Here is a 25,097-nt window from a genome sequence, read left to right as displayed (position 1 = left end):
AGCGCAAGCACGAACATCAAGGTTCGATCGGGATGTCGGTTGACGCACGACCACGCGAAGGTGAGAACGTGAAAGAGAGCATGAAGCCGCAGCAACAAAGGTTCTCGCTTTGGTACGCCGTCATCGTCACATTGAGCATGTTGGCGTTCCAAACGCTATTCATGTCCGAGCAGGTCGACACCCTCCCCTACAGCGACTTCAAGCTCCTGCTGCATGCAGGCAAGATCAAAGACGTCGCCATTGGTGAGCAGGACATCACGGGCACCTTCTCCACGGAAGGGGTCGAGGCATTGCTGACGAAGCAGCAGGTCGATGCGATTCGCCGCGCGGGCAAGGGCGACCATCCTTTCCAGACGCTTCGCGTGAATGACCCGGCGCTTGTGCAGGAGCTGGAAGCGGCCAAGGTGCGCTTTGTCGGCCGACCGGACAACAAATGGTTGGGCACGCTCTTGTCGTGGATTGTGCCTGCGCTGCTGTTCTTCGCTGTCTGGAATTTTTTGATCAGGCGCATGGGCGGGGCCGCAGCCGGTGGGCTGATGGAAATTGGAAAGAGCAAGGCCAAGGTCTACATGCAGAAAGAAACCGGCGTGACCTTTGCGGACGTTGCCGGCATCGACGAGGCCAAGGACGAGCTATCGGAAATCGTGAGTTTTCTGAAAGAGCCCATGCGGTATCAGCTCCTGGGCGGCAGGATTCCCAAGGGCGTGTTGCTTGTGGGGGCACCCGGCACGGGCAAGACCCTGCTTGCCAAGGCAGTTGCCGGCGAAGCAGGCGTGCCTTTCTTCAGCATGAGCGGGTCGGAGTTTGTTGAGATGTTCGTCGGGGTTGGCGCCGCGCGCGTGCGCGATTTGTTCAGTCAAGCCGAATCCATGGCGCCATGCATCATCTTTATCGATGAACTCGATGCGCTGGGCAAGACGCGTGCGTTTAATCTGGTTGGCGGCAATGAAGAGCGCGAGCAGACGCTGAACCAACTTCTGGTCGAGATGGATGGATTTGACAGCAACAAGGGCGTCATCATCATGGCCGCGACGAACCGGCCCGAAATACTCGACCCTGCCCTGCTTCGTCCCGGCCGGTTTGATCGCCATGTCGCCCTCGATCGTCCGGACCTCAAGGGTCGAGAGCAGATCCTCCGGGTCCACGCCAAGAACGTCACGCTGGCGGCAGACGTCGACCTGAGCAAGATCGCCGCCCGGACGCCGGGCTTTGCCGGTGCCGACCTGGCCAACCTTGTGAATGAGGCGGCGCTTCTTGCCGCGCGCGAAGGTAAATCCGCCGTCGAGACGGTCGACTTTGACGAGGCGCTTGACCGCATCGTGGGCGGCCTGGAGAAGAAGAGCCGCGTGATGAACGCCCGGGAGAAGGAGACGATCGCCTACCACGAAGCGGGTCATGCCATCGTGGCCGAGCACCGGCCCTTGGCCGACCGCGTTTCCAAGGTGTCCATCATTCCAAGAGGTATTGCCGCCCTGGGCTACACGCAACAGACGCCCACGGAGGACCGATACCTTCTCAAGCGCAGCGAATTGCTGGACCGGCTCGACGTACTGCTGGGCGGTTACGTTGCCGAGCAGATCATGTATCACGACGTATCCACCGGTGCGCAGAACGATCTGCAACGCGCAACTGACATGGCCCGCCAGATGATTACCCAGTTCGGCATGAGCGAAAAGCTCGGCTTGGCCACATACGAACAGACACCCAACCCTCTGCTTGCCGGTGCAGGCTTGATGCAGCGTGAGCGCAAGGAATATAGCGAAGACACCGCCCAGTTGATCGATGCGGAAGTACGCAAAGTCTTGTCCGATGCCAGCGCGCGCGTGACCGCCACACTGGAGGGCCAGCGCTCCAAACTGGAAGCGCTGTCGCGCATGTTGTTGGAGAAAGAGGTGGTCGACCGCGGCGACCTGGACATGATCCTGGCCGGCAACGTCACCCCAATGCTGCCGCCAAAGTCAGAAGCGGGCTCCACCACCAACGCCACGGAACAGTTGCCCGCACAACAGCCGCACTAGCCGCACTAGCCACATTCGCCGGCAACACACATCAACGACGCAATCCGGCGGGCACACCGGCTCACACCAGCAGCGCCGTGTTCAATGGTTCGATGGCAGAGGTTTCGTCCAGATGGACCAGCGCATCAAACTGGGCGCCGATGGCGGCATCAAAGTAGTGCGAAGCGTACTCGGTCTTCGGCAGGTACAGCACACCGATTGCCCGTTCCAGCAGTGGCTCGTGAAACACATCTGCCGACGTATCGCCGAGCGGCAGGAAGAAGCGATCCAGCCCGGTGCTATGGAACAGATGTTCCCAACTGTCGGGCCGCGCTGGCCGCACCCATTTCCGCTCGGCCTCGCCGCCCCACTCCGATGCCGCGCACACGTGGCCCGTATAAGTGGTAAAGCCGACAAGCAATGCGGCATCCCCCACCCTCTCCCGCACGAGTTGCCCAAGGTTCCACTCCCCCCGGCTGGCGGATTCCGTTGCCCGTGCATCCCCCACATGCGAGTTGTGCGCCCACACCACGATCCGCCCGTCGCCACCACGGCGCTGCCGATACGCAACCAGAGCAAACAGCGTTTGTGCCATGTGGGCATCGCGCAGGTTCCAGGTATTGACGCGGTGTCCGAAGGATTCGCGGTAGTACGCTTCTGCGTTGACGACGACAGTGGCGTTTTGCTCAGCAAAGAAATGCGAGTCGATGGCAGCGATGCCGTCCTGCTCGATCACCCTGGCCTCACTCGCCCGAAGCCGGCGCAGTTGCTCGATCACCTCGCGTTGCGCTGGCAATCTCAAACCGGCAGCGGCTTCGTAGCCGTAAGTCATGGGCTCTCGCACATGGTCCAGCGCCGCATAGTGCATGCGTGCCGCGGCTGCCTGCTCCGGGTCGGTCTTCTGCAGGTATTCGATCACAGCCTCGGCTGATCGGTACAGGCTGTAAAGATCCAACCCATAGACACCCACGCGTTCCGAGGTGGCGAGGGCCGTGTTGTGACCACGCAGCCAGGTGATGAAATCGAGCGTCTCTTGATTGCGCCACATCCACGCTGGAAACCGATGGAAATCCCCTAGCGCCTCGGCAGCGGTGTCTGTGCCCTCCCCCTGCACATAGCGGTTGATGCGCCACACATCCGGCCAATCTCCTTCGATAGCGACGGCGTCGAAGCCACCTTGCGCGATCAACTGCCGCGTGATGTCTGCGCGTGTCTGGTAGAACTCGCGTGTTCCGTGCGTCGCCTCGCCAAGGAGAACGTAGCGCTTGTCGCGAGCCATCTCCAGCAGGCGGTCATAGTCGGCAGCGCTGCCCGCGAGGCGGCTTGCCACTTCGCGTACACCAAGAAAAGGCGTGAGAGGTGCGGACATGGACGGCGGGCTCCATGGAAAAGCAACGGCGGTATCTGCAGTCTAGGCAGCGCCGCCGCACGTTGATTGCGCTATCGCAAGCGACGAACCACTCGGCGTAGACATCGGGACACCACGGAAGACACACGCCGCTTGAGCGTCACCAGAAAAGCTGCTTGCCGTGCAGCGTACTGCGCTCGGCATTGCAGCGCATCTCTATTCAAGTCGGGCCGATGAGCGTTGCGGCGCGCAGACTTGATTCAGCCCAAATAGCGGAGCGCTGCGACGCGTACTCTGAGAATTGTCCGCTGTGTCTGCGTTGCAGATTCTGGTCTGCAGCAGGCTGGAGGAACTCGCCCTCATAGGAGTCAACATGAAACAACGCTCTCAATCCGAACGAGTGCGGCCGGCACGCTGGAGTCCATTTTCCGTTGAGCCGATCAACCACCGGTATCGGCAACCGGACAAGGCACCCGCTGCAAGCTGCTGCCCAGTTTGCGGTGCGGTCTACCTCAAGGGCCGCTGGTTGTGGCGCAGTCCGCCGCCCGGAGCAGCTTCATTGATCTGCTCGGCATGCCAGCGTGCCGCCGACCAGATGCCAGCAGCCCGAATCCACCTCACAGGGGACTTTGAGGCGGCCCATCGGGAAGAGATCCTGACGCTCGCCCGCCACCGCGAGGCAGATCTGCGCGCGGATCATCCAATGGAACGCATCATGGCCGTCGAGTGCACAAGCAGCGGCACAGACATCCTGACGACCGGGTTTCATCTGGCGCGCGACATCGGCCACGCAATCCACCATGCATTCCACGGACGCCTGACATTTGACTATGGCAACGCAGAAACCGAACTGCACGTGAAATGGAGTCGGTAGCGCCCCCGGGGGGGGCGTTCCATAACGCCCCCCGGGCAATCAAGCCGAGGCAGGCATACCTCAAGCCAATGAGACCTCTCCGTAGCACTGCTTGATCTCGGCCGCGCTGCCAAGTTCGGTACCGGCATGGCTTAATGCTGCTGCGGCGGCTGCCATGCCGTATCGAAATGCCTCTTGCACGCCCGCATTCCGGTTCAGCGCCCAGACCATCCCGCCCACGAAGCTGTCACCCGCCCCAATGGTGCTGCAGAAAGATGTTGCGACAGCACCCGAGCGGACAATATCTTCCTGCGTGACGAGCATGGCGCCGCCTGCGCCCAGGGTGAGCGCGACAACCTGTGCGTGCCCTTTGCGGACAATCTCCTGGGCGGTCTGCATGCAATCAGTTTCCGTTTCCAACGCGCGCCCTGTCAGTTGGCGAAGCTCGTTCAGGCTGGGCTTGATCAGGTATGGCGCATGCGGCAACGCAGCACGCAATGCCGGACCGGAGGCATCCAGTACGACGCGGCTGCCACGCACCTTGGCCATCTCAATGACGCGTGCATAGAAATCGTCGGCAACCCCGAGCGGTAGGCTTCCGCTTAGCACGAGGTAGCGCGGCGCCGGCTGCAGCGCGTCAATGTAGCCGAGGCAGCGCTGCCATTCCGCTTCTGAGACGGCCGGCCCTGGCATCACGAACCGGAACTCGCGGTGGCTGCACAGTTCCGTCACGGAAAAATTCTCGCGGGTCTCGCCTTCGATCCCGAGAGCGACGAACGATAAGCCCTCTGCCGACAGAAGGCGCCCCAGTCGATCTGCCACCGGGCCGCCGGCAAGGTAGATGGCCAGGCAATCCCCGCCCAGGCGATGAACCACCCGGGCCACGTTGATGCCGCCTCCTCCCGGGTCAATGCGGGCCGGGGCACAGCGCATCTTGTGTGTATCCGTCAAGCGCTCCACCGACGTGGCGATATCGATTGCGGGATTGACCGTGAGCGTGACGATTTCCGGCATTGCACACCTCCTGAGGCCACGACGGACAGCATGAAAAGGCTCACGTATCCGGGCGATGCTTCTGGGCGCAGAGTAATCGGCCCTCGTTTGATACGGCACAAAACCAGTGCCATCCATCATGCCAGTATGTATTCAACTGGCCGAGTCACCCTCGCTGCATGTCGTCTCAGGTTGGGGACCGGCTTGACATCACAGGAGACAACACTGTCATGAAGACCGCATCCCAAAGCCGCGTCCACCCCACTGCGCAAGAGATCAGAGAGGTCATTGGTCCGTTCGAGGGGGAGGTTCTGGCCCGGATTCTTGCAATCGAACCCAGCATTGAGGACGTGCAGCTCGCGTACAAGTGGCTTCGCTCCGACGAGCATCTCATCCGCGGCATGGATATCAAGCTCACCGGCAAGGCCCAGATGATCTATGAGCTGCTTGACGCCGAGTTTCCCGACTTCGACGCATCCGGACATGGCGCCTAGGCTCGTCTGACAAAGATTCTGGCCAAGCCCGCTCGAACCCCGCGGCAAGGGAGCCTCACATGGTCAACGACACTGCATACGTTGTCTGGTTTGAAAACCTCCGGCGGACTGACGTTCCACGGGTCGGCGGCAAAAATGCGTCGCTCGGCGAGATGGTTGCCAACCTGGCAGGCCGGGGCGTCAACGTTCCGCCGGGCTTTGCACTCACAGTCGATGCCTACAGGCGCTTTATCGAGGCAAATGATTTGCAGCCGGTCATCTGCGCTGCGCTCACTGACCTTGATGACGGCAAGCTTTCCCTGGCCGAAGCGGGGCTCACCATCCGACGGGCCATGCTTCGCGGTGAGTGGCCAGAAGAGACGGCTCAGGCAATCCGCCTCGCTTACGATGAACTGAACCGCCGAACGGGACAAACCGACCTGGATGTTGCGGTGCGATCCAGCGCGACGGCTGAGGATCTGCCGGATGCAAGCTTCGCTGGCCAGCAGGAAACGTATCTCAATATCCGAGGCGAACGCGCATTGCTTGAGGCTTGCCGGCGCTGCTACGCATCGCTTTTCACCGACCGAGCGATCAGCTACCGCCAGGCGAAGGGGATCGACCATCTGAAGGTCGCGCTGTCGGTGGGTGTCCAGCGCATGGTGCGATCAGACCTGGGTGGTGCCGGCGTCATGTTTTCCATCGATACCGAGACGGGTTTCGACAAATCCGTCCTGATCAATGCGGCCTGGGGTCTTGGCGAAAACGTGGTTCAGGGAGACGTCGAACCCGACGAATATGAGGTATTCAAGCCGCTCTTGTCGGAGCCATCGCTCGCTCCGATCGTCGGGAAAAAGCTTGGCGCGAAAGGTCTCAAAATGATCTACACAAGCGACAGCGAACAGCCGACGAAGAACGTTCCCACATCGAAAGCCGAGCGTGCGGCGTTCGTCCTGAGCGACCCAGAGATTTTGACGTTGTCGCGATGGGCCTGCGTGATCGAACAGCACTATGGCCAACCGATGGATATTGAATGGGCCAAGGACGGGCTCACTAACGAAGTATTCATCGTGCAGGCCCGGCCGGAAACGGTCGAGTCACGTCGTGAGGCCAGTGCGGTAAAGACCTGGCACATTAAGAAGGCCGGCCGCAAGATCATGTCCGGCGTCAGCATCGGCGAAGCCATCGCAGCCGGAAAAGTCTGCATCATCGAAAGCCCCCGCGACATGGGGCGTTTCATCGACGGAGCCATCCTCGTCACCCAGACGACCGATCCGGATTGGGTGCCCGTCATGCGACGGGCGGCTGCCATCATCACTGACCAGGGCGGCCGCACGTCGCACGCAGCGATCGTCAGCCGCGAGCTTGGGCTTCCGGCCATCGTCGGGGCGGGCAACGCGACGCATCTGCTGCATGACGAGCAGGAGGTCACCGTGTCTTGCGCAGAAGGCCGGGAAGGATTCGTCTACGAAGGCATTGCCGACTTTGCGGTCGAAGAGATCGACTTTGGCGGCATCCCTTCGACGCGCACCAAGGTGATGCTGAACCTCGCCAATCCGGCGGCGGCGTTTCGCTGGTGGCGGATCCCCGCTGACGGAGTCGGGCTCGCCCGCATGGAATTCGTCGTGAGCAACCATATCAAGATCCACCCGATGGCGCTTGCCCACTTCGAGACGCTCAAGGACGAAGACGCCAAGCAGACCATCGCAGCGCTGACGACTGGCTACGAAGACCGGACGGAATACTTCGTCGATCGTCTTGCACGCGGCTTGGGACGAATCGCAGCCGTCCAGTATCCGCACCCCGTCATCGTCCGCATGAGCGACTTCAAGACCAACGAGTACGCGCATCTGATTGGCGGAGCGGCATTCGAGCCTAAGGAAGAAAACCCCATGCTCGGATTCCGTGGTGCATCGCGGTACTACTCGCCCCGCTACCGGGAAGGCTTCGCGCTCGAATGTCGGGCCATTCGCCGCCTGCGCAATGAGATGGGCTTCACGAACGTCGTTGTGATGATCCCCTTCTGCCGTTCAACAAAAGAAGCGGACCGCGTACTTGAGGTGATGGCGGAAAACGGCATTCGTCGCGGTGACGCGGGTCTCCAGATTTACGTGATGTGCGAGATCCCATCGAACGTGATCCTGGCGAAGGCTTTCGCGCAACGGTTCGACGGTTTTTCCATTGGCAGCAACGATTTGACGCAACTGACGCTGGGCGTCGACCGTGACTCGGCCGATCTTGCAGCGCTTTTCGACGAACAGGATGACGCCGTGAAGTGGATGATCCAAAGCGTCATTGCGAGTGCGCACGCGGCCGGTTCCCATGTCGGTCTGTGCGGTCAGGCGCCGAGCGACCACCCAGAGTTTGCTGCCTTCCTTGTCGAATGCGGCATCGATTCCATATCGGTGAGTCCCGATAGTTTCATCGCGGTCAAGCGCAGTGTGGCTGCTGCAGAGCGATCCGCAACGAAAGCTCCGTGATACGGACGTTACTCAAACTGGCGCTAGGAGATCAAACAGGGGCTCAGCTGGCGTGCACGCTCTGGGGCGGGTGCCTGCGCCAATGGTGCGTGTGTCCACACAAGAGCCCCTGCAACCACCGCAGCGTGCAAGAAGCTGTGTGCCCGAAGCATGATCCACTCCTTGAGAAATTCGTACGACTCCTCAGCGCCACAATGGCCCATGCGCGCCGGAGCGCGTTGATATGGCGCAACCTTTGATCCAACCCAAACTGGCGTGCTCCGTCGTCGCTCACCTGAAAAGCATCGGCTGATGTGTTCCGCGCGACAGCCGGCGGAGCAACTGGCCGATCTTGCTGCACTGACAGGTGCGACCGTTATCGCGTCGCAGACCGGACTTTCGTTGGAGCACGCGACGCTTGATCATCTCGGCCAGGTACACCACACGGAAACCACCAAGCATGCGGCCATCCTGATCGCCGGCGATGTTCAACACTGGATACGTGTAGCAAGGACACGAACACATTGGCAGCTGCTCAAGCTTTGCTCGCGATCAAATGGGCCTCCAAGCGATCTCCTAGAGTGATGGCAAGACACATCGACACGCCACCTCGCCATGATTGCTCCCGCATTCGTCCATCATCAGCTTGCCAAAGCGCGGCCAATTCAGCACATCAACGAGGACGCATTGGCGAGTGCCTTTCTACCGGAAACCAGCTCCGGCCTGCTCCCTGATGCGGCACTTTCCGTCCTGGCAAAGACGGCCGCCAACTGGTTCGCGCCCGCATTGGCGAATGACCTGCATGTCAGCGCCGAGCATGGGCGCATTCGCGTGGCCGGCCACGTCTGCAATGCCCGGCCGCTGACCTACCTGAAGATGGCCCTGCTCCGCTTGCGTGGCGTCGGCGGGCTGGACGTGACGGTGACAGTCGCGCCCATCATCGATCGACTGCGGGCTTATCCCCTCGACCTGCAGCGTCTGCACGTCGGATAACCGGGAGCGCGCAAACATGCGTACGACATATTTTTGCGCGACCGGCTGCCCGTGCCCGCATAGCGACTTCGATCCGACGTGCCCAGACTCAGTGGACGAAATCCTACGTGCGTATGCCGTGCTCTTCTGGTTCAACTTCTATCTCAGGTGCCCCGATTTTTCCACGGCAGATGGCATGTTTCCGCAAGAGCTGGACGTTCGCCAGAGGTATCTGGCGGTCCATTCGAAAGTCTTTACACACTGGGCCACGGCAGCCAATCGTATGGGCATCACCACCGCGCGCTTCCGTGATGTCTGTGCGAGTGTGCGCGCGGCATGGATTGGACCGGACGACCCGTTGCGCGGGTGCCGCTCGCGAGCCGACGTACTGTCGGACCATCCCGAGCTGGATCTGGATTAGTGCGCGGATGATGCCGTACGGGCCAACACCGAACGCCCTGCCGTCGCAAGACACCGCTGGCTCAGGCAGCTAACTGCCTGAGGAAAACCGTCTCATCGGGAACGCGCAGCAAGCCGATCTGGAGACTTGCGTCCGGTCAATTCCGGCAATGACGAAGTGCTTACCCGTGCAACTGGTGATTGCATCTCTCGACGCTTGTGGCAGACGTTGGTCAACACCTTCAACCCAATAGCCGCGTCGGCTACCCAAGCTGGAGCACAGCTGCAACCGCAGGCGACGTTCGAGAGCACGCAAGGCGCTTGACGGCTGTCGCGGCAGCAAACGTGACACCCATGCGAACGGCGGCAACCAGACGGAGTAACGCCATCCGACATTGCCTTGTCGGCCCCATCTGAGCGCGCAGCCGCCATCGTCAATACAGCAGATATGCCGCGCGCTGCGAAAGAAAGGCATCGACCTGTGCGACATAGGCACGCTCGATCGCGTCCAGAGAAACGCCGTCGCGCAGCATCGCCCAGACCGTCTCGGACCCCACAGACGTGCGGATCGCCTCCAGCTTGAAATGCTCCGGATAGCGTTGCGACAGTACCCGGGCTAGCGCTAGACCGATGCGGCCCGGGCGCGTCAGCGCTGACACCAAGTGAATCGCCACACCCGAGCACGAGCGGCCATGGTACGGTCCCTCCGCAGGAACGAAATGGACGGGCGTATACGTGGCGCCGGTATCCAGAGCGTTGAGTTCTCGCGCCACCGCAACGCCGTCCATCCACGGTGCCCCCACGATGCCGAACGGCGTCGACGTGCCCCGGCCCACACTGATGCTTGCCCCCTCGATCAACCCCACATCCGGGTATCGTTCCAGGGCAGCGAAATCGCGCAGGTTTGGCGATGGCGGCACCCAACCCAGCCCGGTGTTGGCAAAGCGCATGGCCCGGTCGTACTGCTCCATGGCCACGACCTGCAACGCTGCACCGATGTGCAGTTGGTCGTTCAGCAACCTGGCAAGCTCGCCGATCGTCATGCCGTGCACAAGCGGCAGAGGCACATAGTTCGTCAATGAGCGGTCTGCCGTATCTGATACCGGCCCACCAACGAGATCGCCGCCCATGGGGTTGGGCCGGTCCAGCACCAGCACTGGGATATGGGCTGTCGCGGCGGCTTCCAGCGTCGCCCCCAGCGTGGCAAGGTAGGTAAAGAAGCGCACGCCCGCGTCCTGGAGGTCAAACACCAGTACGTCGATCTCGGCCAGCGCGCTGCGTGGTATGCCCTTGTTGTTGCCATAGAGGCTATGGACCACCACGTTGGAACGTGTGTCGATCGTGTCACCAAAGCGCGAGTCGAGATCGGTGCCGATGCCGTGCTCGGGTGCAAAGATGGCGTTCAACCGCACACCAGGCGCTTGGCTGAGGACATCGATGGTGCGCCGCCCCTGCGCATCGAAGCCACTGTGGTTCGTGACCAAGCCGACCCGCTTTCCGACAAGCGATGCGAAGCCGCTGGCCTCCAATACGTCGATACCGGATCGTACGGGACCGATCGCCATCGGCAGGCGCTGCCCGGCGCTGATCACAGCCTCGGCCATGGCCGGGGCGCGCGCTGCGATCTGATCGCCGGAGACCGGCGGCGCCGTGCTCGATACCAGGTTCACCACGGCTTCACGCAGCGGCATGGCGTTACCCTGCTCGTCCGGATACAGGCGGCTCGTGAGCACAATTACGAATCGGCGCGTTACCAAGTCGATCCATAGGCCGGTTCCGGTATAGCCCAGGTGCAGGAGGAGCCCCGCGCGGGGTGCGCGATAGCGGTTGGGGATCAACGGCGCCTGGGCTTCCCATCCCAGCGTGCGCGTCGCCTCCACTGCGGTCGAACTGTCCGGCGTCAACAGTAGGGCAACACTGTCCGGCTGCAAGATACGGCGATCCCCTAAGCGCCCCCCATTGAGGAGCATCCTGGCGAATCGCGCAAGGTCATTGGCCGTGGAGAACAAGCCCGCGTTGCCGGAGACACCACCCAGCGCCGCGGCCGTTGGATCATGCACGCTTCCGCGAAGCCATCGTCCGTTGCGCATGATGGTCGGGGCAATGCGGGTGATCAACTTGTGGCCCGGTCGGAACGCGGTGTCGGGCATGCCAAGCGGTCGAAAGATATTCTGCGCGCACCAGGCGTCAAGCCCGGTCCCACTGACACGTTGGACAACCTCGCCCAAGGCGACGTAGTTGAGATCGCTGTAGATGACACGGCGCCCTGGCTCCGCAACCGGCGGCATGGTTCCGATAGCGTGGAGCACTGCGGTGGGGCCCCGGAATTCCGATCGGGCCGCCAAGCCCGGCGGCAGGCCGGACGTGTGATTGAGCAACTGCCGGACGGTGATGCGCGCCTTTCCTCCCTCCGCGAAGGCAGGCCAGTAACGGCTGGCTGGCGCGTCCAACGCCAAACGTCCGCGCTCTGCCAGTTGCAGTACCGCCGTGGCAGTGGCCACCGCTTTGGTGAGCGATGCCAGATCGAAGATCGTGTCCTCGGTCATCGGCTCAGCGGTGTTTCCGACAAATCGCTGACCGAGCGCGACACGTTCGCGCACCCCACTGGCGTCACCGATCGCGACGACGGCGCCCGCCACATTGGCATCGGCAATCTGCGCGGCAATCACGGCCTCCAGCTCGTGCATGGGCACAGGCGTACCCAGTGGCCAGGCGTCGTTGGCGGTGGGCTGGGCGCGCCCAATCTGCGCCCAGGTCAACAGCGCCGTAGCCAGTAACGCGACGATCACTATCGCGGCAAATTGGCAGGATCGTAGCGGTTGCGCGCGTTCCATAGCATCCACCCGTTGGTACTTTCCGCGTCGGCTGCGTCGACTTGGGCGCGAATCATCTCGGCATTGAACTCACGATGATCAAAGGCATAGTCCCGAAACGCCTGCAGCCACGGCCGGAACCTCACCCCCGGCAAGCCCGTGCGTCGCTTCGCTTCGGCCAGGGAACGCGAGACGATCTCGCCCGGCTTCTCGGTGGGCTTTCTGCAGCCCGGCAAGCCCCACGTGAAACCGGAGGGATACAGCATGGGCGAGATGTAGTCGACTACAGCGCCCAGCGTGTTGATCTGCTGGCCGATCGCTGTGTCGTCGGCATTCCAGCAAACGTAGCCGAAAATATCGGCTGCCAGGTAAATGTTGTACGCCCGCAACCGCTCTCGCGCCCGCGCAAGAAAGCCGGTGATGGCCGCAACTCGGTGTGCCTGTGTGTTGGCCTCATGAAACTGCAAGCCGTTGGCGTCTGGAAAGCGCAGATAGTCGAACTGGATTTCGTCGAACCCGAGTCTTGCAGCCTCTTCCGCCACGTCAAGCGTGTTCGCCCACGCAGCTTCAACACCGGGGTCGATCCATCGCTGCTTTTCGCGATCGCGCCAGACCGCTCCATCGCGATCTCGGACAGCCCATTCGGGGCGCGCCTCGGCCAAACGGTCGTCCTTGAACACGACAATGCGGGCAATCAGATACAGCCCACGCAAGCGGAGTTGCCGAATCATGGTGGCGAACTTCTTGAGGCGGATCGCACGGTTGCCCTGTTCGCGTGCCGCACCCACGGCCACACGGGCCGCGCTCGGATAAGGCGTATCCCCCCGATCGCCCTTCATGTCGATCACCAGCGCGTTGATGGCCGTCTCACCTTGAAGCGCGACGGCCGCATCGCGCAAGGATTGGTTGGATACGCCCTGTACCGACAGATAGACCGCCCGGGGCTTGATCTGCGTGAGTGATATCTCGAATGCGGGCCGCGGGGTCTCAAGCACCAGCTCTGCCCGTGCATAGCCGGGGGCACGCACGCTGACCGTCGCGCGTGCATCCACTGCCGACGCCGGAATGGCGACCCGGCCGGCCGCATCGGTTGTCCCGCTCTCGCCCTGAACAAACGTGATCGCGCCTTCCACAGGAAGGTGGGTGTGTGCGTCTATCACCCTGACCTCGGCAGCGCCGGCGAATCCTGCGCAAGCGAGCCACACCGCTGCAAACCAGAGGCCCAGACGGCTACTCATGATGGCCCTCGCCTGCTTTGAGAATGTTCGTCATGCACGGCGCGCCACAACCGTCGGTGATCAGGTATCGCGGCAGGGCCATGGCGGGTTGACTCAGCCGCAGCGGTTGCGCATCCAGCGTGAGGGCGGCGGTATAGCCTTCCTCTCGTGCCATGCGCTCAAGCTCGGGATCGTGGATCCCGAACGGCCATGCCAGTATATGCACCGGCGCCCCGATCTCTGCTTCGATGCGCGCCTTTGCGCGCCGCAACTGATCGCGCGCGAACTCGGCGAAACCATCGGCGCTTCGGCGCGCCCGTTCCACCCGGAAGTTCGGATGCCAGTACGTATGCGACTGCACGTCAAACTGGCCGGTGCGGGCCAGCGCTCGCAACTGAGGCCAGGTCATCGCGTATGGGGCATTAGAGATGGCAGACGGGTACACAAATAGCGTCACGGGAATGCTCCGGCCCCGCAGCGCAGGCCACAACGTGTCATATACAGACCGATGGCCGTCATCCACCGTCATGGCAACGGCCTTCGCGGGCAATGCATCGAGCTTGCCTTCGTGCCAGCTGAGAACGTCCGCCAGCGGCACGATGCGGTAGCCGGCCGCCTCGATTGCCTGCAAATGCGCCTCGAATGTCTGCATCCGCACTGTCATGGCGCTATCCACCGTTGACGCAAAGCGGTGGTAGACGAGCACCACCACGTGTCGCTCAACGGCCGGCATATCGGCGTTGGCACCCGGGCACGCAACCATCAGGAGCACCCAGCACAACGACAGGACCCAGGTGTTCATCAGCCAAAGCCCCGAAGGGGTGAACAGTGCGCGTCACCTACTGCGCACCGTTCTACGATTCGCGTTGCGTGTCGTGCAACCAATGCCACAGCAGCAGCCCGCTGCCGACCATGCCGCCCAGATGGGCAAAGTGCGCGACATTGCTTTCGGTTCCGCTCACGCCCAGCGTGAGTTCGACGACCGCATAGAGCGTCGCAAATACCCACGCAGGCATCGGGATGGGCGGGATCAACGGCACGATCGTGCGATTGGGAAACAGTACCGCGTAAGCGAGAAGCAACCCGAATACGCCGCCGGAGGCGCCAATGACCGGCCCCGCCGGCAGAACGCTCAGGGCAGTCAAAGCGATTTGCGCGAACGCCGCAGTCAGGATGCTGGATAGATAGAGCAGCCACGTCCGAGGCGTCCCGACGGTGCGTTCCACGTCGCGCCCGAACATGTAGAGGCCGAACATGTTGAGCGCCAGATGCGCTCCATTGGCGTGCAGGAAAGCGTATGTCAGCGGTTGCCACGGCATGAAGGCACCGCGCACGCCGTCGGCAGATACACCGAGCGGCCAGAGCGCAAAGGTACGCAGCAGCGCGTTTCCCGCAAAGAGTTCGGCAACAAACACCGCCACGTTGATGAGGATGAGCAGCTTGATCATGAAAGCACCTCTGATCTCTGCCCACGATACGGCTGCACGCATTTGCCGGGTTGATCTCGCGCAAGCCGGTTCGACAGTGTGTCGTGATCCTGCAAAGTCACGCCTTCGTTCGATGCTGCGGCGGTGCACTGCATGCGCGAACGGCATGGCTTTGGTGCACGAAGCACATTGCGTTTGCTCGAAGCCCTCAACGCATGGCCGACACGCTACCGCCGTTATGGTCGTGCATTTGATGTGAGTCAACATGCCCGGAATCGGGCGATCGAGAATGAACGGGTTGACCTCGATACCAGCAACCAGCCAAACCGGAGCCTAGCCATGAGCCTGCCAGTCGATATTTCTTTTCAGGGTATTGCGCATTCCAAGGCGATCGAAGAAGCGGTTGTCAACCGTGCAGGGCACTTGAAGCACATTCGTGGTGATCTCATACGGTGCCGCGTCAGCCTCGCCCTCGGAGCCAAGCACCAGCACCAGGGCAAACCGTTCGACGTCCACGTCCAGGTGTTCGCACCGCACCAGACGCATGTTTCGAGCAACACCTCCAACGAAGACCCATACGTCGCGCTTCAAGAAGCGTTCGCGCACGTGGAGCGGATGCTCGTGGAAGCCAATGGCAATGGCAAACACCGATCACAGTCTTGAGGCGTCGTGGTCGGTCGCGCGCTATTGCACGTGCAAGCCGCCATTCACGGCCAGGTTGGCACCGGCAACACAGGCGGCGCCCTCGCTGCACAGAAACGCCACCAAGGCAGCCACTTCTTCCGGGCGGCCGAGACGGCCTACCGGTATCTGCCGGAGCCCATATCACCGGTGACGAGCGCAACGCGATGTGCTGTTATGACGGCCTCATTGCGCCGTCGTTGGATTTGCTCCACTGCGAGCGCAACCGCGCTTGCACAGCAGCCACTCGCTTGGGCCGGGTTCGGTACGCAACCGCACAACCGCATCCACCGCCTGCGTGCCTGCGTGAATGGTCAGCGTATGCATCGCACCCCGATACGCGGCCGTGATCTGGTAGCGCCCGCGAGGCAAGCGCATATACAACAGCGGCCCCTCTGTGCGCACGCGCAAGCGGAGCATGCCGCGCTCATCCGCAACCGAAACATCCACATCCGATAGCGCCTCGTCGGTTCTGGCCGACACCACGTTCAGCCGCACATTGAAACGACGGGCCATCGCGCGCATGGTCTCGCGCTCGTCGCTCCCAACACCGCCCGACACATAGGCAATCTCGTTCTGGAAGCGGACCTCCGGAGTCGACGCCGCATCCGGCCCGACCGCAATAGCGTGCGCACTGGTGGCCAACGCCAAAGCGGCCACAAGGCCGCGTAGGAGAAGACGAATGACGTGGCTCATTTCATACCTCATCAATCAACGGCGGGGTGGCCAACCGTTTGTGCCAGCACGGGAATTTCGTCTTCATTGAGCGATAAGGCTTCTGCCAGAAGACGGTGGTTGAGCCAGCCACGCACCACACACCCCAGCCCCGCCGAGGCACAGTAAAGCGACACGTTCTGCGACATCGCTCCCGCCGCTACGCCGGTAAAGGTTTCGCGCACCGCTTCGGGCATCTGGTCTGCACGAGCATGGTTCACCACGTACACCAGATCCAGCGGTGCCTTGCCGACAAAATCCTGGTACCCCGTGAGGTTGCGCGCGTCTACGGCGTGCTTGAGCCGCAAGCGGTGCGCGAGAGGCTCGTACTGGTAGACACCTTCCGGCAGTGCGACGTAGATGTCGATCTCGTTCAGGCCATGCGCTGAAGGCGCAGTGCGCCCGCCTGTTTCCGGCCGGTTGATGCCGTTTGCCGCCCATAGCAATTCGCTCAGTTGCTGCAAGGAAAGCGGCGTGGCCGCGAACTCCCGCACGCTTTTCCGCTTGGTCAGTGCTGCAGCCAACGTGTTGCCGCCATTCAATACCGGCGGAGCCAGTGCAATGGTTGCAGGCGCGGCGTGGGACGTTGGCTGTGGCAACAGGTGTTGCACGGGATCGTAAGACAGGAGCATCGCCTCGCTCATGGAATCCACCTCACAAAACGGAAAGTCCATCGGACATGTGCCACCCGCCTAGGCGGAGATGATCACCTTGAGCGCCTGTGTCTTCGCAGCGTTGCGGAAGGTGTCGTAGGCGGTGAGGATTTCATCGAGCCTGAACCGGTGCGTAATGAGTTGCCCCGGCAGCAGCTTCCCGGCGCGCACCGTTTTCAGGAGCATCGGTGTGCTGACCGTATCCACCAGCCTTGTGGTGATGGCGATGTTCTGGCTCCACAACGTTTCCAGATGCAAGTCTGCCTTGACGCCATGCACGCCAATGTTCGCGATCACCCCACCCGGCGCAACCAGTTGCTGGCATAGCTCGAAGGTCGCGGGCACGCCCACCGCCTCGATCGCGCAATCGACCCCCAGGCCATCCGTCAGCCGCTTCACGGCGGCAACCGCGTCTTCAGTGGAGACGTCGATGCAGGCCGTTGCACCCAGCCGGCCGGCCACTTCGAGCCGCGCGGCGTTCGTGTCGATCAGGATGATCTGCGCTGGCGAGTAGAACTGCGCCGTCAGCAACGAGGCCAGCCCGATGGGCCCCGCGCCGACAATCGCCACGGTAGTGCCCGGCTGGACGCGGCCGTTCAGCACGCCACATTCGAACCCCGTCGGGAAGATGTCCGACAGCATGACCAGCGCCTCTTCATCCACGCCAGGCGGTAATTTGTAAAGGCTCGTCTCCGCATGCGGAATCCGGACGTACTCAGCCTGGACGCCGTCGATGCGATGGCCCAGGATCCAGCCTCCCGTCTCGCAATGCGAGTACATGCCGCGCCGGCAATTCGCGCACTTGCCGCAAGACGAAATGCACGAGATCAGCACGTGGTCTCCCGGCTTGAGCGATGTCACTGCCGCACCGACAGACTCCACCACGCCCACACCTTCGTGGCCCAGCGTGCGCCCCGGCTCGCAGGTCGGAACGTCGCCCTTGATGATGTGCAGATCGGTGCCACAGATGGTCGTCAACGTGACGCGCACCACGGCGTCGCTGGGCGCCTGCAATTCCGGTTTCGGCTTGTCGGCCAGCGTGATCTGGCCGGGCCCTTCGTAGACGAGTGCTTTCATGGGAATCACCAAAGAGGACGATGACTCCATGCTAGGCAACCGCCCTGCGCAGACGTTGATCTGCATCAGGCCGCATGGCAGCAGCCGCGCGATATTGATCTTCAGTGTCAGGAGGTGAAACCCGCGTATGGACGAGCAAGCCACCACCATTCCATGCAGGCAGCCCGCAGAAGACTTGGTCGCTCGCTTGCTTGAGGCGGCAGCCTATCCGCACCCCGCTGCGGATCTGCAGATGATCGAAACCCATCTGTCATGGGTCTTCCTGGCCGGAGAGTTTGCTTACAAGGTGCGCAAGCCGGTCAAGCTGGACTTCGTCGATTTTTCGACTCTCCGTGCGCGGCACACCGATTGCGAGGAGGAGTGCCGCCTCAACCGCCGCCTCGCCCCTGCGTTATACCTGGGTGTGGTGCCCATTTCGCAGGATCCGGCCACCGGCGCCATCCGCATCGATGGGCAAGGCACGCCGTGCGAGTACGCCGTCTGCATGCGCCGGTTTGCGCAGCAGGACGTGCTGAGTACAGTGGCTCATGATGGGCGACTCCGCCCCAGCGAGATCGACGCGCTGGCCGACTTGATCGCAGACTTCCACGCAACCGCGCCTGTCGCCAACCCCAGTGCAGAGGATGGGACACCGTCCAGCATTCGGCGCACGCTTGAAGATTGCGCAGCCGGTGTCCTTGCCTTAAGCACTGAACCGCACATTGCAGTGGCCACGGTATCGCTTCTTCATCAACACGCAGACCGCCTCGAAGAGGTATTCGCGTCACGCCGACGCAGCCGCCACATCCGCGAATGCCATGGCGATCTGCACCTGGGCAACATCGTGTTGATCGGTGGCCAGCCGACGCCGTTCGATTGCCTTGAATTCTCGCCGTCGCTCCGGTGGATCGACACCCTGTACGACATCGCCTTTCTGTTCATGGACTTGCTCGCCTCCGGTCTGCACGGGCTGGCATACCGCCTGATCAACCGCTATCTCGAACGATGCGGCGACTATGGCGGGTTGGCAGTCCTGCCCTTCTATGCATCGATGCGTGCACTTGTGCGTGCTCGGGTGCTACTCGAACGCGCCCATCAGTTGGAGCGAACGCCCGATCTGGCGGCCAAGCCCCGCGGCGAGGCACGCCGCATGCTCGACCTGTCTCGGGCCCTGCTCTGCCGAAACGACGGCTGCATTCTTCTCATGCACGGCCTTTCCGGCAGCGGGAAATCCACCCGTGCCGCACAGCTTGCGGAGGCAGAAGGCATGATTCGCGCGCGCTCCGATGCCGAACGCCAACGCGGCCCGCACATCACCGCAGACGATCGCTACCTGCCACGTGCGGTCGAACGTACCTATCGGCGTCTGGCCGCGATCTGCAAGCTGGGTGTACGGGCGGGTTTTCCGATGATTGCCGATGCCACGTTTTTGGCCGAACACGAGCGCAGACGGTTCTTCTCGCTCGCACGGCGGCTGGGGGTGGGTGTGGCCCTTGTGGACTGCGTTGCCGACGTCGACACGCTGCGTATGCGCATCCGCACGCGCATGCGCGGCGGGTTCGACGCATCGGAGGCGGACCTCCACGTGCTGGACGCCCAGCTCGCCACACAACAGCCGCTCAACGTGGAAGAGCAGGCACATGTCATCCCTGCAGAGCTATCCCAGGTGGTGTCTTACATCACTGGCCGACAACGCGGCGATTTCGCGCCCGCTGGCTCAGGCAATCAACTACCTTGAAACCAAGCGCGGGGGCGATGGTGTTTCGCACGCGCCCGCCCATTTGCGCCATATCAACGCACACGATCGCAGAGTGCCTACGCTGCATATGGATTCCTCATTCGGGCCAGTTCACCTGTCCGCCCAAGACCCCACCGGAGATCGACATGCAACAACCTGCTGATATGGCCTGCAACCTGGCGTGCGCTGTCATGCGTGATATGAGCCGCACCGCCTCCTACATGCTCGAGGCGCAAATCGACCTGGCCCACTTCCGCCTCAAGCTCGCCGAGGCTGCATTGGAAGATGTGCGCGAGATGGAACATGAACTGAGCGGCATGCAAGACTGGACCTCGCTGGCCACCGCGCAGAGTCTCTTCATGAAGATGCAATCGACCCACGGTGCGACCGCCCTGAAAACGTGGATGGAGTTCACGAACAAGCTGCAGGCCGCCTATTTGCGCCGGATAACGGAGTGGACCCAGCAGATGCAACACCCGGAAGGGCAAGCCACTTCCTCGCAGCTGTTCGCCGCCTCCTCCGATTCACTGCGGGCCTTCTTTGACAGCTTCAACCGCATGACCCTGCCAGACTCCGAGGCAAAAGGGAACGCAGCGGCGCGCCCTTCAAAGGCAAGGGCTGAACAGGCCGCCTGATCGACACGCAAAGGAGCCCATCATGCGCGTTCAGGACGTCTATTCACACAATGCCGTCCACATTCCGCTCTCGTGCACGCTTCAGGAAGCGGCACAGCAGATGCGCCAGAAACATGTCGGTGCGCTGGTCGTGACGGAGAACACCCCGTCTGGGCCCCGCGCCATCGGCATGGTCACGGATCGCGACATGGTGCTCGATGCGGTCGCCGTTGGCGTTGACCCGTCCCAGACCTGTGTGGCCGATGTGATGAGCCGAGGCATCGTCAACGTACCGCTCGATGCAAGCCTGAGCGACGCGTTGCAGGAAATGCTCTCCTCCGGCGTACGGCGTGTTGGCGTGACGTCCGACGGCGCGCTGGTCGGTGTGCTGTCTCTGGACGATGTGCTGAGCGCAATGGCCAACGAGTGGAGCCTGATCGCCCGCCTCGTTCATAACGCGCGCGAGCGCGAAACGACCGGTAGCGCCCAGCCGCCGCTGAGTGTGTAAGCCGGCTGCCACCCCACTTCAGGAATCCTCTGCATGAACCCCGAGCCGCTTTCTCTCAGCATGGACATCGTGACGGACGACGCAGTGCTGGAAGGCACCCTGAGCTGCCCCGGCACAGCGACCGGCCTGGTGATCTTTGCGCATGGCAGCGGCAGTTCGCGGCTCAGCCCGCGCAACCGGTATGTTGCCGACCAACTCTACGCCGCGGGACTGGGCACGCTGCTGTTCGATTTATTGAGCCCCGAAGAGGCGTCACACGCCTCGTGCCGGTTCGACATCGACCTTCTGGCCCAGCGTCTGCGCACGGCGACTCACGCGGCAGGCAACATCGCGCGGGAACGCAGGCTGCGCCTCGGGTATTTCGGCGCCAGCACCGGAGCCGCGGCCGCGATCCAGGCAGCGTCAGAGCCCGACGATGCCTACCCGATCGAAGCGGTCGTCAGCCGCGGCGGGCGACCGGATCTTGCCGGCCAACGTGCGTTGAGCAAACTCGCCTGTCCGACCCTGCTGATCGTCGGTGCAGTGGATTTGGAGGTTCTCGATCTCAACCGGCAAGCGCTGAGCCAGATGCAGTGTGAAAAAGCCCTGGAGACGGTGCCCCACGCGACGCACCTTTTTGAAGAGGCAGGCGCGCTCGAACAGGTGGCCGAGCTGGCGCGAGCATGGTTTGTCCGCCATCTTGGCACGACAACCCAACCCCACCAACACGCGAGGTAGCGCCGTGCGATTCAAAGACCGATTGGATGCAGCGCGCATGCTGACGCTCGCGCTGGAGCAGTACAAGGGCACGCACCCTTTGGTGTTGGCCATCCCACGGGGTGCGGTTCCGATGGGCGCACTCATTGCAACCGCACTCGACGGTCAGCTTGATGTGGTGCTGGTTCGCAAGCTCTGCGCGCCGTACAACCCCGAGCTGGCGGTCGGGTCCATCGAGGAAGGCGGCTGGACCTACATCGCACCCTATGCGGGACGCATTGGTGCAGATACGACCTATCTTGAACAGGAAAGCGCCGAGCAGCTGGACGTCATCCGTCGGCGCCGTACGCTCTATACCCCGAACCGGGGCCCGTATGACCCAGCAGGGCGCGTTGTGATCGTGGTCGACGATGGGCTGGCGACGGGGGCGTCCATGAAAGCGGCACTCCACGCCATACGGCAGCGCCATCCGCAACGCCTCATCTGCGCGGTTCCTGTGGCGGCACCGGATAGCCTGGACGATATTCGACCGCTGGCCGACGACGTGGTCTGCCTCTATGCGCCGCAGGGTTTCCGCGCGGTCGGCATGTATTACGCCGATTTTCCTCAGGTCGAGGATGCCGAGGTGCGTGCAGCGCTGGGCGCAGCCCCGCAATCCGAACGCCGGGCTGGCTGACACCGCCTCTGCGGGCGCGCCACGCCCGCGTTCAATCCAGACCGTACCTGCGCACGTACCAGGCCTTCATCACGTAAGCGGACAACCCATAGGCCAACACGATCGCGACCAGCCAGGGCCAGTACGCTGCTGGCAGCGGCACGAAGCCGAACAATGCCCCGACCGGTGTCAACGGCATGGCAACGCCCACGCACGCAATGGCGGCACTGGTCAGCACCAGTGCGGTACTGGCCCGGCTTTGCACGAACGGCACCTTGCCCGTGCGGATGATATGGATGATGAGTGTCTGCGTGAGGAGCGATTCAACAAACCACCCCGACTGGAAGAGCGCCGGATCAGCCCACGCGTGAAAGACGCCCAGCAGCAACGCATAGGTCGCGAAGTCAAACAACGAACTGACGGGGCCCATGTACAGCATGAACTTTAGAATGCTGCCGATCTCCCACCGCCGTGGCTTGACGAGGTAGTCCTCATCCACGTTGTCGGTCGGGATGGCGGTTTGCGAGAAGTCGTAGAGTAGGTTGTTGAGCAACACCTGCACCGGAGCCATTGGCAGAAAGGGCAGAAACAGGCTTGCGCCCAGCACGCTGAACATGTTCCCGAAGTTTGAACTGGCGCCCATCTTGATGTACTTGACGATGTTGCCGAACACTTTGCGCCCTTCGGTCACACCCTCGCCCAGTACCACCAGGCTTTTCTCCAGCAGGATGATGTCGGCGGACTCTTTGGCAATATCGACCGCGCTATCCACCGAGATGCCGACATCCGCGGCCTTGAGCGCGGGCCCATCGTTGATGCCGTCGCCCATGAAGCCGACGACATGGCCCTTGCGGTGCAGTGCCTCGACAATGGCCGCCTTTTGCGCGGGCGAAACCTTGGCGAAGACCGACGCACGTTCGGCGATGTCGGCCACCTGGTCGGGCGACATGGCAGCCAGTTCGGTGCCAAGCACCACCGGCTCCACCGCCAGCCCGACCTCGCGGCAAATCTTCCGCGCAACAATGGCGTTGTCCCCCGTCAGGATCTTGACTGCAACCCCACCGGCCTTCAATGCCGCAATGGCGGCGGCGGCCGTCTCACGTGGCGGGTCGAGAAAGGCGATATACCCCAGCAGCGTCAACCCGGACTCGTCCGCCACCGCGTACGCGCTTTGCTCGGCCGGCATCTCCTTGTAGGCGACAGCCACGGCGCGAAAGCCGTCGGCGTTCAGGTTCTCAGCCATTCGCCGCGTATCTTCGAGATGACTGGCCTCGAGCGGGCCAGCCTCGTCACCGCTGACGTAACGCGCGCTGACGGCCAACACCTCTTCCACGGCACCCTTGCAGATCAGCACGTGCGTGCCGTCGTCCCGCGCCAATACCACCGACATGCGCCGACGCTCGAAGTCAAACGGCAGCTCATCGATTTTCTGGAAACGCGCATGCACGTCCAGGCGCTGCTCCAGCTCCACATGCTTGAGCACGGCCACGTCCAGCAGGTTCTTCAGGCCCGACTGATAGAAGCTGTTCAGAAACGCATACTCCAGCACCTGGTCGGATTCTTCGCCCCGCAAGTCCAGGTGATGCTTGAGGATGATGCGGTCTTGCGTGAGTGTGCCGGTCTTGTCGGTGCACAGCACGTCCATCGCACCGAAGTTCTGGATGGCGTTGAGCCGCTTGACGATGACCTTCTTGCGCGACATGGCGATGGCGCCCTTGGCCAGATTGACCGTGACAATCATCGGCAGCATCTCTGGCGTCAGGCCAACGGCCACGGCCACCGCAAACAACAGCGCCTCGAACCAGTTGCCCTTGGTCAGGCCGTTGATCAGAAGAACGGTGGGTGCCATCACCAGGATCAACGTGAGCATCAGCCAGGTGAAGCGGGTAATGCCACGATCAAAGCTGGTCTGTACGCGTTGCGCGGCAATCAGGTTGGCCACCTGACCAAAGGCCGTCCGGTGGCCGGTGGTCAAGACCACGCCCGTGGCGTAGCCACTCACCACGGCGCTGCCCATGAAGCACAGGTTGGGCCGATCGAAATCAGCCGCGGGGCGGCTGTCGGAAGGCTCTGCATGCTTTTCCTGCGGCATGGCCTCGCCAGTCAGGGCGGACTGGTTGACGAACACATCCTTCGCGCCGAGCAACCGCAAATCCGCCGGCACCATGTCACCCGCGGCAAGCTGGACGATATCGCCCGGCACCAGTTGCTCGATGGGGACTTCCTGGCTTGCTTCAGCGCCATCGGAACCTATGCGCCTTACGGTTGCCGTTGTATGCACCATGCGACGCAGCGCCTCCGCCGCCCGGTTCGAGCGATGTTCCTGCAGAAAGCCCAGCACAACGCTCAGCACCACCATGACGGCAATCAGCACGGCCGCCCGCACATCGCCCAACACCGCGGAGATGACCGCCAGCGAGATGAGTAGCAGATTCAGCGGATTGACCGAGCGGCGCACCAGCTCAAACAGCACAGTCTCATGATGGCCGTTGGCGACGCGGTTGAGCCCGTGTTCGCGCAGGCGCTGTGCGGCGGCTTCCTGCGTCAAGCCGTGTGCCTGAGTCCGGAGCCGATCCAGCACGTCCTGCGAGGCAAGCGCCGACCACATCGACAGATGGTCAGCCGGCGAATGTGTGGACACAACGTTGGGCAGTGCTTGCCAGCGTGGCTTGCCGCGCATCGCTAGTCTCCTTGCGCGCAGGCGAGCGCATGGCGAGCCGCGCCCCACGCTGTATTGGTTGGCGCGACAACGCCCCGCCGGCGACTCTGCGGCGCGAGGACATCAACCTGGATCTTGTCAGCAGCAGACAGAGACGGGAACGGCACGGGCA

General features: G+C 62.4%; 22 protein-coding genes and 1 pseudogene. 11 read left to right on the top strand and 12 right to left on the bottom strand.

Translation table 11 applies throughout. From position 1 onward, the window contains the following. Positions 1-80: 80 nt before the first annotated feature. Complete coding sequence (gene ftsH / locus R2N16_RS17085; RefSeq protein WP_316666960.1) at positions 81-2,018, top strand: ATP-dependent zinc metalloprotease FtsH; 1,938 nt, start codon at positions 81-83, stop codon at positions 2,016-2,018. 61 nt (positions 2,019-2,079) lie between these two features. On the opposite strand, the gene R2N16_RS17080 is transcribed toward ftsH, so the two are convergent. Further along, positions 2,080-3,366 carry an erythromycin esterase family protein gene (locus R2N16_RS17080; protein ID WP_316666958.1) on the bottom strand — a complete coding sequence of 429 codons (1,287 nt, stop codon included), beginning with the start codon at positions 3,364-3,366 and terminating at the stop codon, positions 2,080-2,082. 289 nt (positions 3,367-3,655) lie between these two features. On the opposite strand from R2N16_RS17080, the gene R2N16_RS17075 reads away from it, so the two are divergent. Then, the gene (locus R2N16_RS17075) at positions 3,656-4,219 is read left to right on the top strand and encodes a BCAM0308 family protein (protein WP_316666956.1); all 564 of its coding nucleotides are present in this window, start codon (positions 3,656-3,658) and stop codon (positions 4,217-4,219) included. A 60-nt stretch (positions 4,220-4,279) separates the two neighbouring features. Here R2N16_RS17075 and R2N16_RS17070 read toward each other — a convergent pair whose 3' ends face one another. Continuing rightward, on the bottom strand, positions 4,280-5,212 hold the full coding sequence (locus R2N16_RS17070; protein WP_316666955.1) for a 1-phosphofructokinase family hexose kinase: 933 nt from the start codon (positions 5,210-5,212) through the stop codon (positions 4,280-4,282). Positions 5,213-5,421: 209 nt separating this feature from the next. Here R2N16_RS17070 and R2N16_RS17065 point away from each other — a divergent pair, with 209 nt between their 5' ends. Together R2N16_RS17065 and ppsA are read left to right on the top strand one after the other, a co-directional pair. Beyond that, positions 5,422-5,685, top strand: a complete 264-nt coding sequence (locus R2N16_RS17065; RefSeq protein ID WP_316666954.1) for a hypothetical protein — start codon at positions 5,422-5,424, stop codon at positions 5,683-5,685. 59 nt (positions 5,686-5,744) lie between these two features. After that, on the top strand, positions 5,745-8,144 hold the full coding sequence (ppsA, locus tag R2N16_RS17060; RefSeq protein ID WP_316666953.1) for a phosphoenolpyruvate synthase: 2,400 nt from the start codon (positions 5,745-5,747) through the stop codon (positions 8,142-8,144). Between the two features lie 270 nt (positions 8,145-8,414). Here ppsA and R2N16_RS17055 read toward each other — a convergent pair whose 3' ends face one another. Further along, complete coding sequence (locus R2N16_RS17055) at positions 8,415-8,615, bottom strand: hypothetical protein (protein ID WP_316666994.1); 201 nt, start codon at positions 8,613-8,615, stop codon at positions 8,415-8,417. A 123-nt stretch (positions 8,616-8,738) separates the two neighbouring features. On the opposite strand from R2N16_RS17055, the gene R2N16_RS17050 reads away from it, so the two are divergent. Then, the gene (locus R2N16_RS17050; protein WP_316666952.1) at positions 8,739-9,116 is read left to right on the top strand and encodes a hypothetical protein; all 378 of its coding nucleotides are present in this window, start codon (positions 8,739-8,741) and stop codon (positions 9,114-9,116) included. A gap of 812 nt (positions 9,117-9,928) precedes the next feature. Here the strand turns inward: R2N16_RS17050 and R2N16_RS17045 are convergent. From R2N16_RS17045 to R2N16_RS17030, 4 genes are read right to left on the bottom strand one after another with little or no spacing between them, the layout of a single operon-like run. Continuing rightward, positions 9,929-12,328, bottom strand: a complete 2,400-nt coding sequence (locus R2N16_RS17045; protein WP_316666951.1) for an exo-beta-N-acetylmuramidase NamZ domain-containing protein — start codon at positions 12,326-12,328, stop codon at positions 9,929-9,931. Beyond that, entirely contained in the window at positions 12,283-13,545 is a 1,263-nt protein-coding gene (locus tag R2N16_RS17040; protein ID WP_316666950.1) for a putative glycoside hydrolase, read from the bottom strand. The genes R2N16_RS17045 and R2N16_RS17040 overlap by 46 nt, the downstream gene beginning before the upstream one ends. Beyond that, positions 13,538-14,326 (bottom strand): polysaccharide deacetylase family protein, encoded by a 789-nt coding sequence (locus tag R2N16_RS17035; RefSeq protein ID WP_316666948.1) that lies wholly within the window; start codon positions 14,324-14,326, stop codon positions 13,538-13,540. Before R2N16_RS17035 ends, R2N16_RS17040 begins: the two co-directional genes overlap by 8 nt. Positions 14,327-14,378: 52 nt before the next feature. Next, the gene (locus tag R2N16_RS17030) at positions 14,379-14,972 is read right to left on the bottom strand and encodes a rhomboid family intramembrane serine protease (RefSeq protein ID WP_316666947.1); all 594 of its coding nucleotides are present in this window, start codon (positions 14,970-14,972) and stop codon (positions 14,379-14,381) included. A 132-nt stretch (positions 14,973-15,104) separates the two neighbouring features. Between R2N16_RS17030 and R2N16_RS17025 the strand changes: the two genes are divergently transcribed. Beyond that, a complete protein-coding gene (locus R2N16_RS17025) occupies positions 15,105-15,614 on the top strand; it encodes an HPF/RaiA family ribosome-associated protein (RefSeq protein WP_316666946.1) in 510 nt (169 codons plus the stop codon). Between the two features lie 21 nt (positions 15,615-15,635). On the opposite strand, the pseudogene R2N16_RS17020 reads toward R2N16_RS17025, so the two are convergent. The 4 genes and pseudogenes from R2N16_RS17020 to R2N16_RS17005 all read right to left on the bottom strand — a co-directional run. Next, positions 15,636-15,770, bottom strand: a pseudogene (locus tag R2N16_RS17020) (SDR family oxidoreductase); the annotation flags it as partial. Positions 15,771-15,818: 48 nt separating this feature from the next. After that, entirely contained in the window at positions 15,819-16,328 is a 510-nt protein-coding gene (locus tag R2N16_RS17015) for a hypothetical protein (protein ID WP_316666945.1), read from the bottom strand. An 11-nt stretch (positions 16,329-16,339) separates the two neighbouring features. Further along, complete coding sequence (locus tag R2N16_RS17010) at positions 16,340-16,990, bottom strand: nitroreductase family protein (RefSeq protein WP_316666944.1); 651 nt, start codon at positions 16,988-16,990, stop codon at positions 16,340-16,342. 48 nt (positions 16,991-17,038) lie between these two features. Beyond that, complete coding sequence (locus R2N16_RS17005; RefSeq protein ID WP_316666942.1) at positions 17,039-18,076, bottom strand: zinc-dependent alcohol dehydrogenase family protein; 1,038 nt, start codon at positions 18,074-18,076, stop codon at positions 17,039-17,041. 127 nt (positions 18,077-18,203) lie between these two features. On the opposite strand from R2N16_RS17005, the gene R2N16_RS17000 reads away from it, so the two are divergent. From R2N16_RS17000 to R2N16_RS16980, 5 genes are all read left to right on the top strand, one after another. After that, entirely contained in the window at positions 18,204-19,793 is a 1,590-nt protein-coding gene (locus R2N16_RS17000) for a bifunctional aminoglycoside phosphotransferase/ATP-binding protein (protein WP_316666941.1), read from the top strand. Between the two features lie 146 nt (positions 19,794-19,939). Next, positions 19,940-20,428, top strand: a complete 489-nt coding sequence (locus R2N16_RS16995) for a hypothetical protein (protein ID WP_316666939.1) — start codon at positions 19,940-19,942, stop codon at positions 20,426-20,428. Between the two features lie 22 nt (positions 20,429-20,450). Next, positions 20,451-20,915: a CBS domain-containing protein gene (locus tag R2N16_RS16990; RefSeq protein WP_316666938.1), complete on the top strand. Its 465-nt coding sequence runs from the start codon at positions 20,451-20,453 to the stop codon at positions 20,913-20,915. Positions 20,916-20,948: 33 nt separating this feature from the next. After that, positions 20,949-21,632, top strand: coding sequence for a dienelactone hydrolase family protein (locus R2N16_RS16985; protein WP_316666937.1), 684 nt, complete (start codon positions 20,949-20,951; stop codon positions 21,630-21,632). A 4-nt stretch (positions 21,633-21,636) separates the two neighbouring features. Continuing rightward, on the top strand, positions 21,637-22,287 hold the full coding sequence (locus R2N16_RS16980) for a phosphoribosyltransferase (RefSeq protein ID WP_316666936.1): 651 nt from the start codon (positions 21,637-21,639) through the stop codon (positions 22,285-22,287). 31 nt (positions 22,288-22,318) lie between these two features. Here R2N16_RS16980 and mgtA read toward each other — a convergent pair whose 3' ends face one another. After that, positions 22,319-24,946 carry a magnesium-translocating P-type ATPase gene (gene mgtA, locus R2N16_RS16975; RefSeq protein ID WP_316666935.1) on the bottom strand — a complete coding sequence of 876 codons (2,628 nt, stop codon included), beginning with the start codon at positions 24,944-24,946 and terminating at the stop codon, positions 22,319-22,321. Positions 24,947-25,097 lie beyond the last annotated feature (151 nt).

Origin of the sequence: Ralstonia psammae (assembly GCF_958405935.1) — a bacterium.
GTDB lineage: Bacteria > Pseudomonadota > Gammaproteobacteria > Burkholderiales > Burkholderiaceae > Ralstonia > Ralstonia psammae.
The sequence above is the reverse complement of the archived record's forward strand: the minus strand, read 5'-3'. Positions and strand labels throughout refer to the sequence as shown.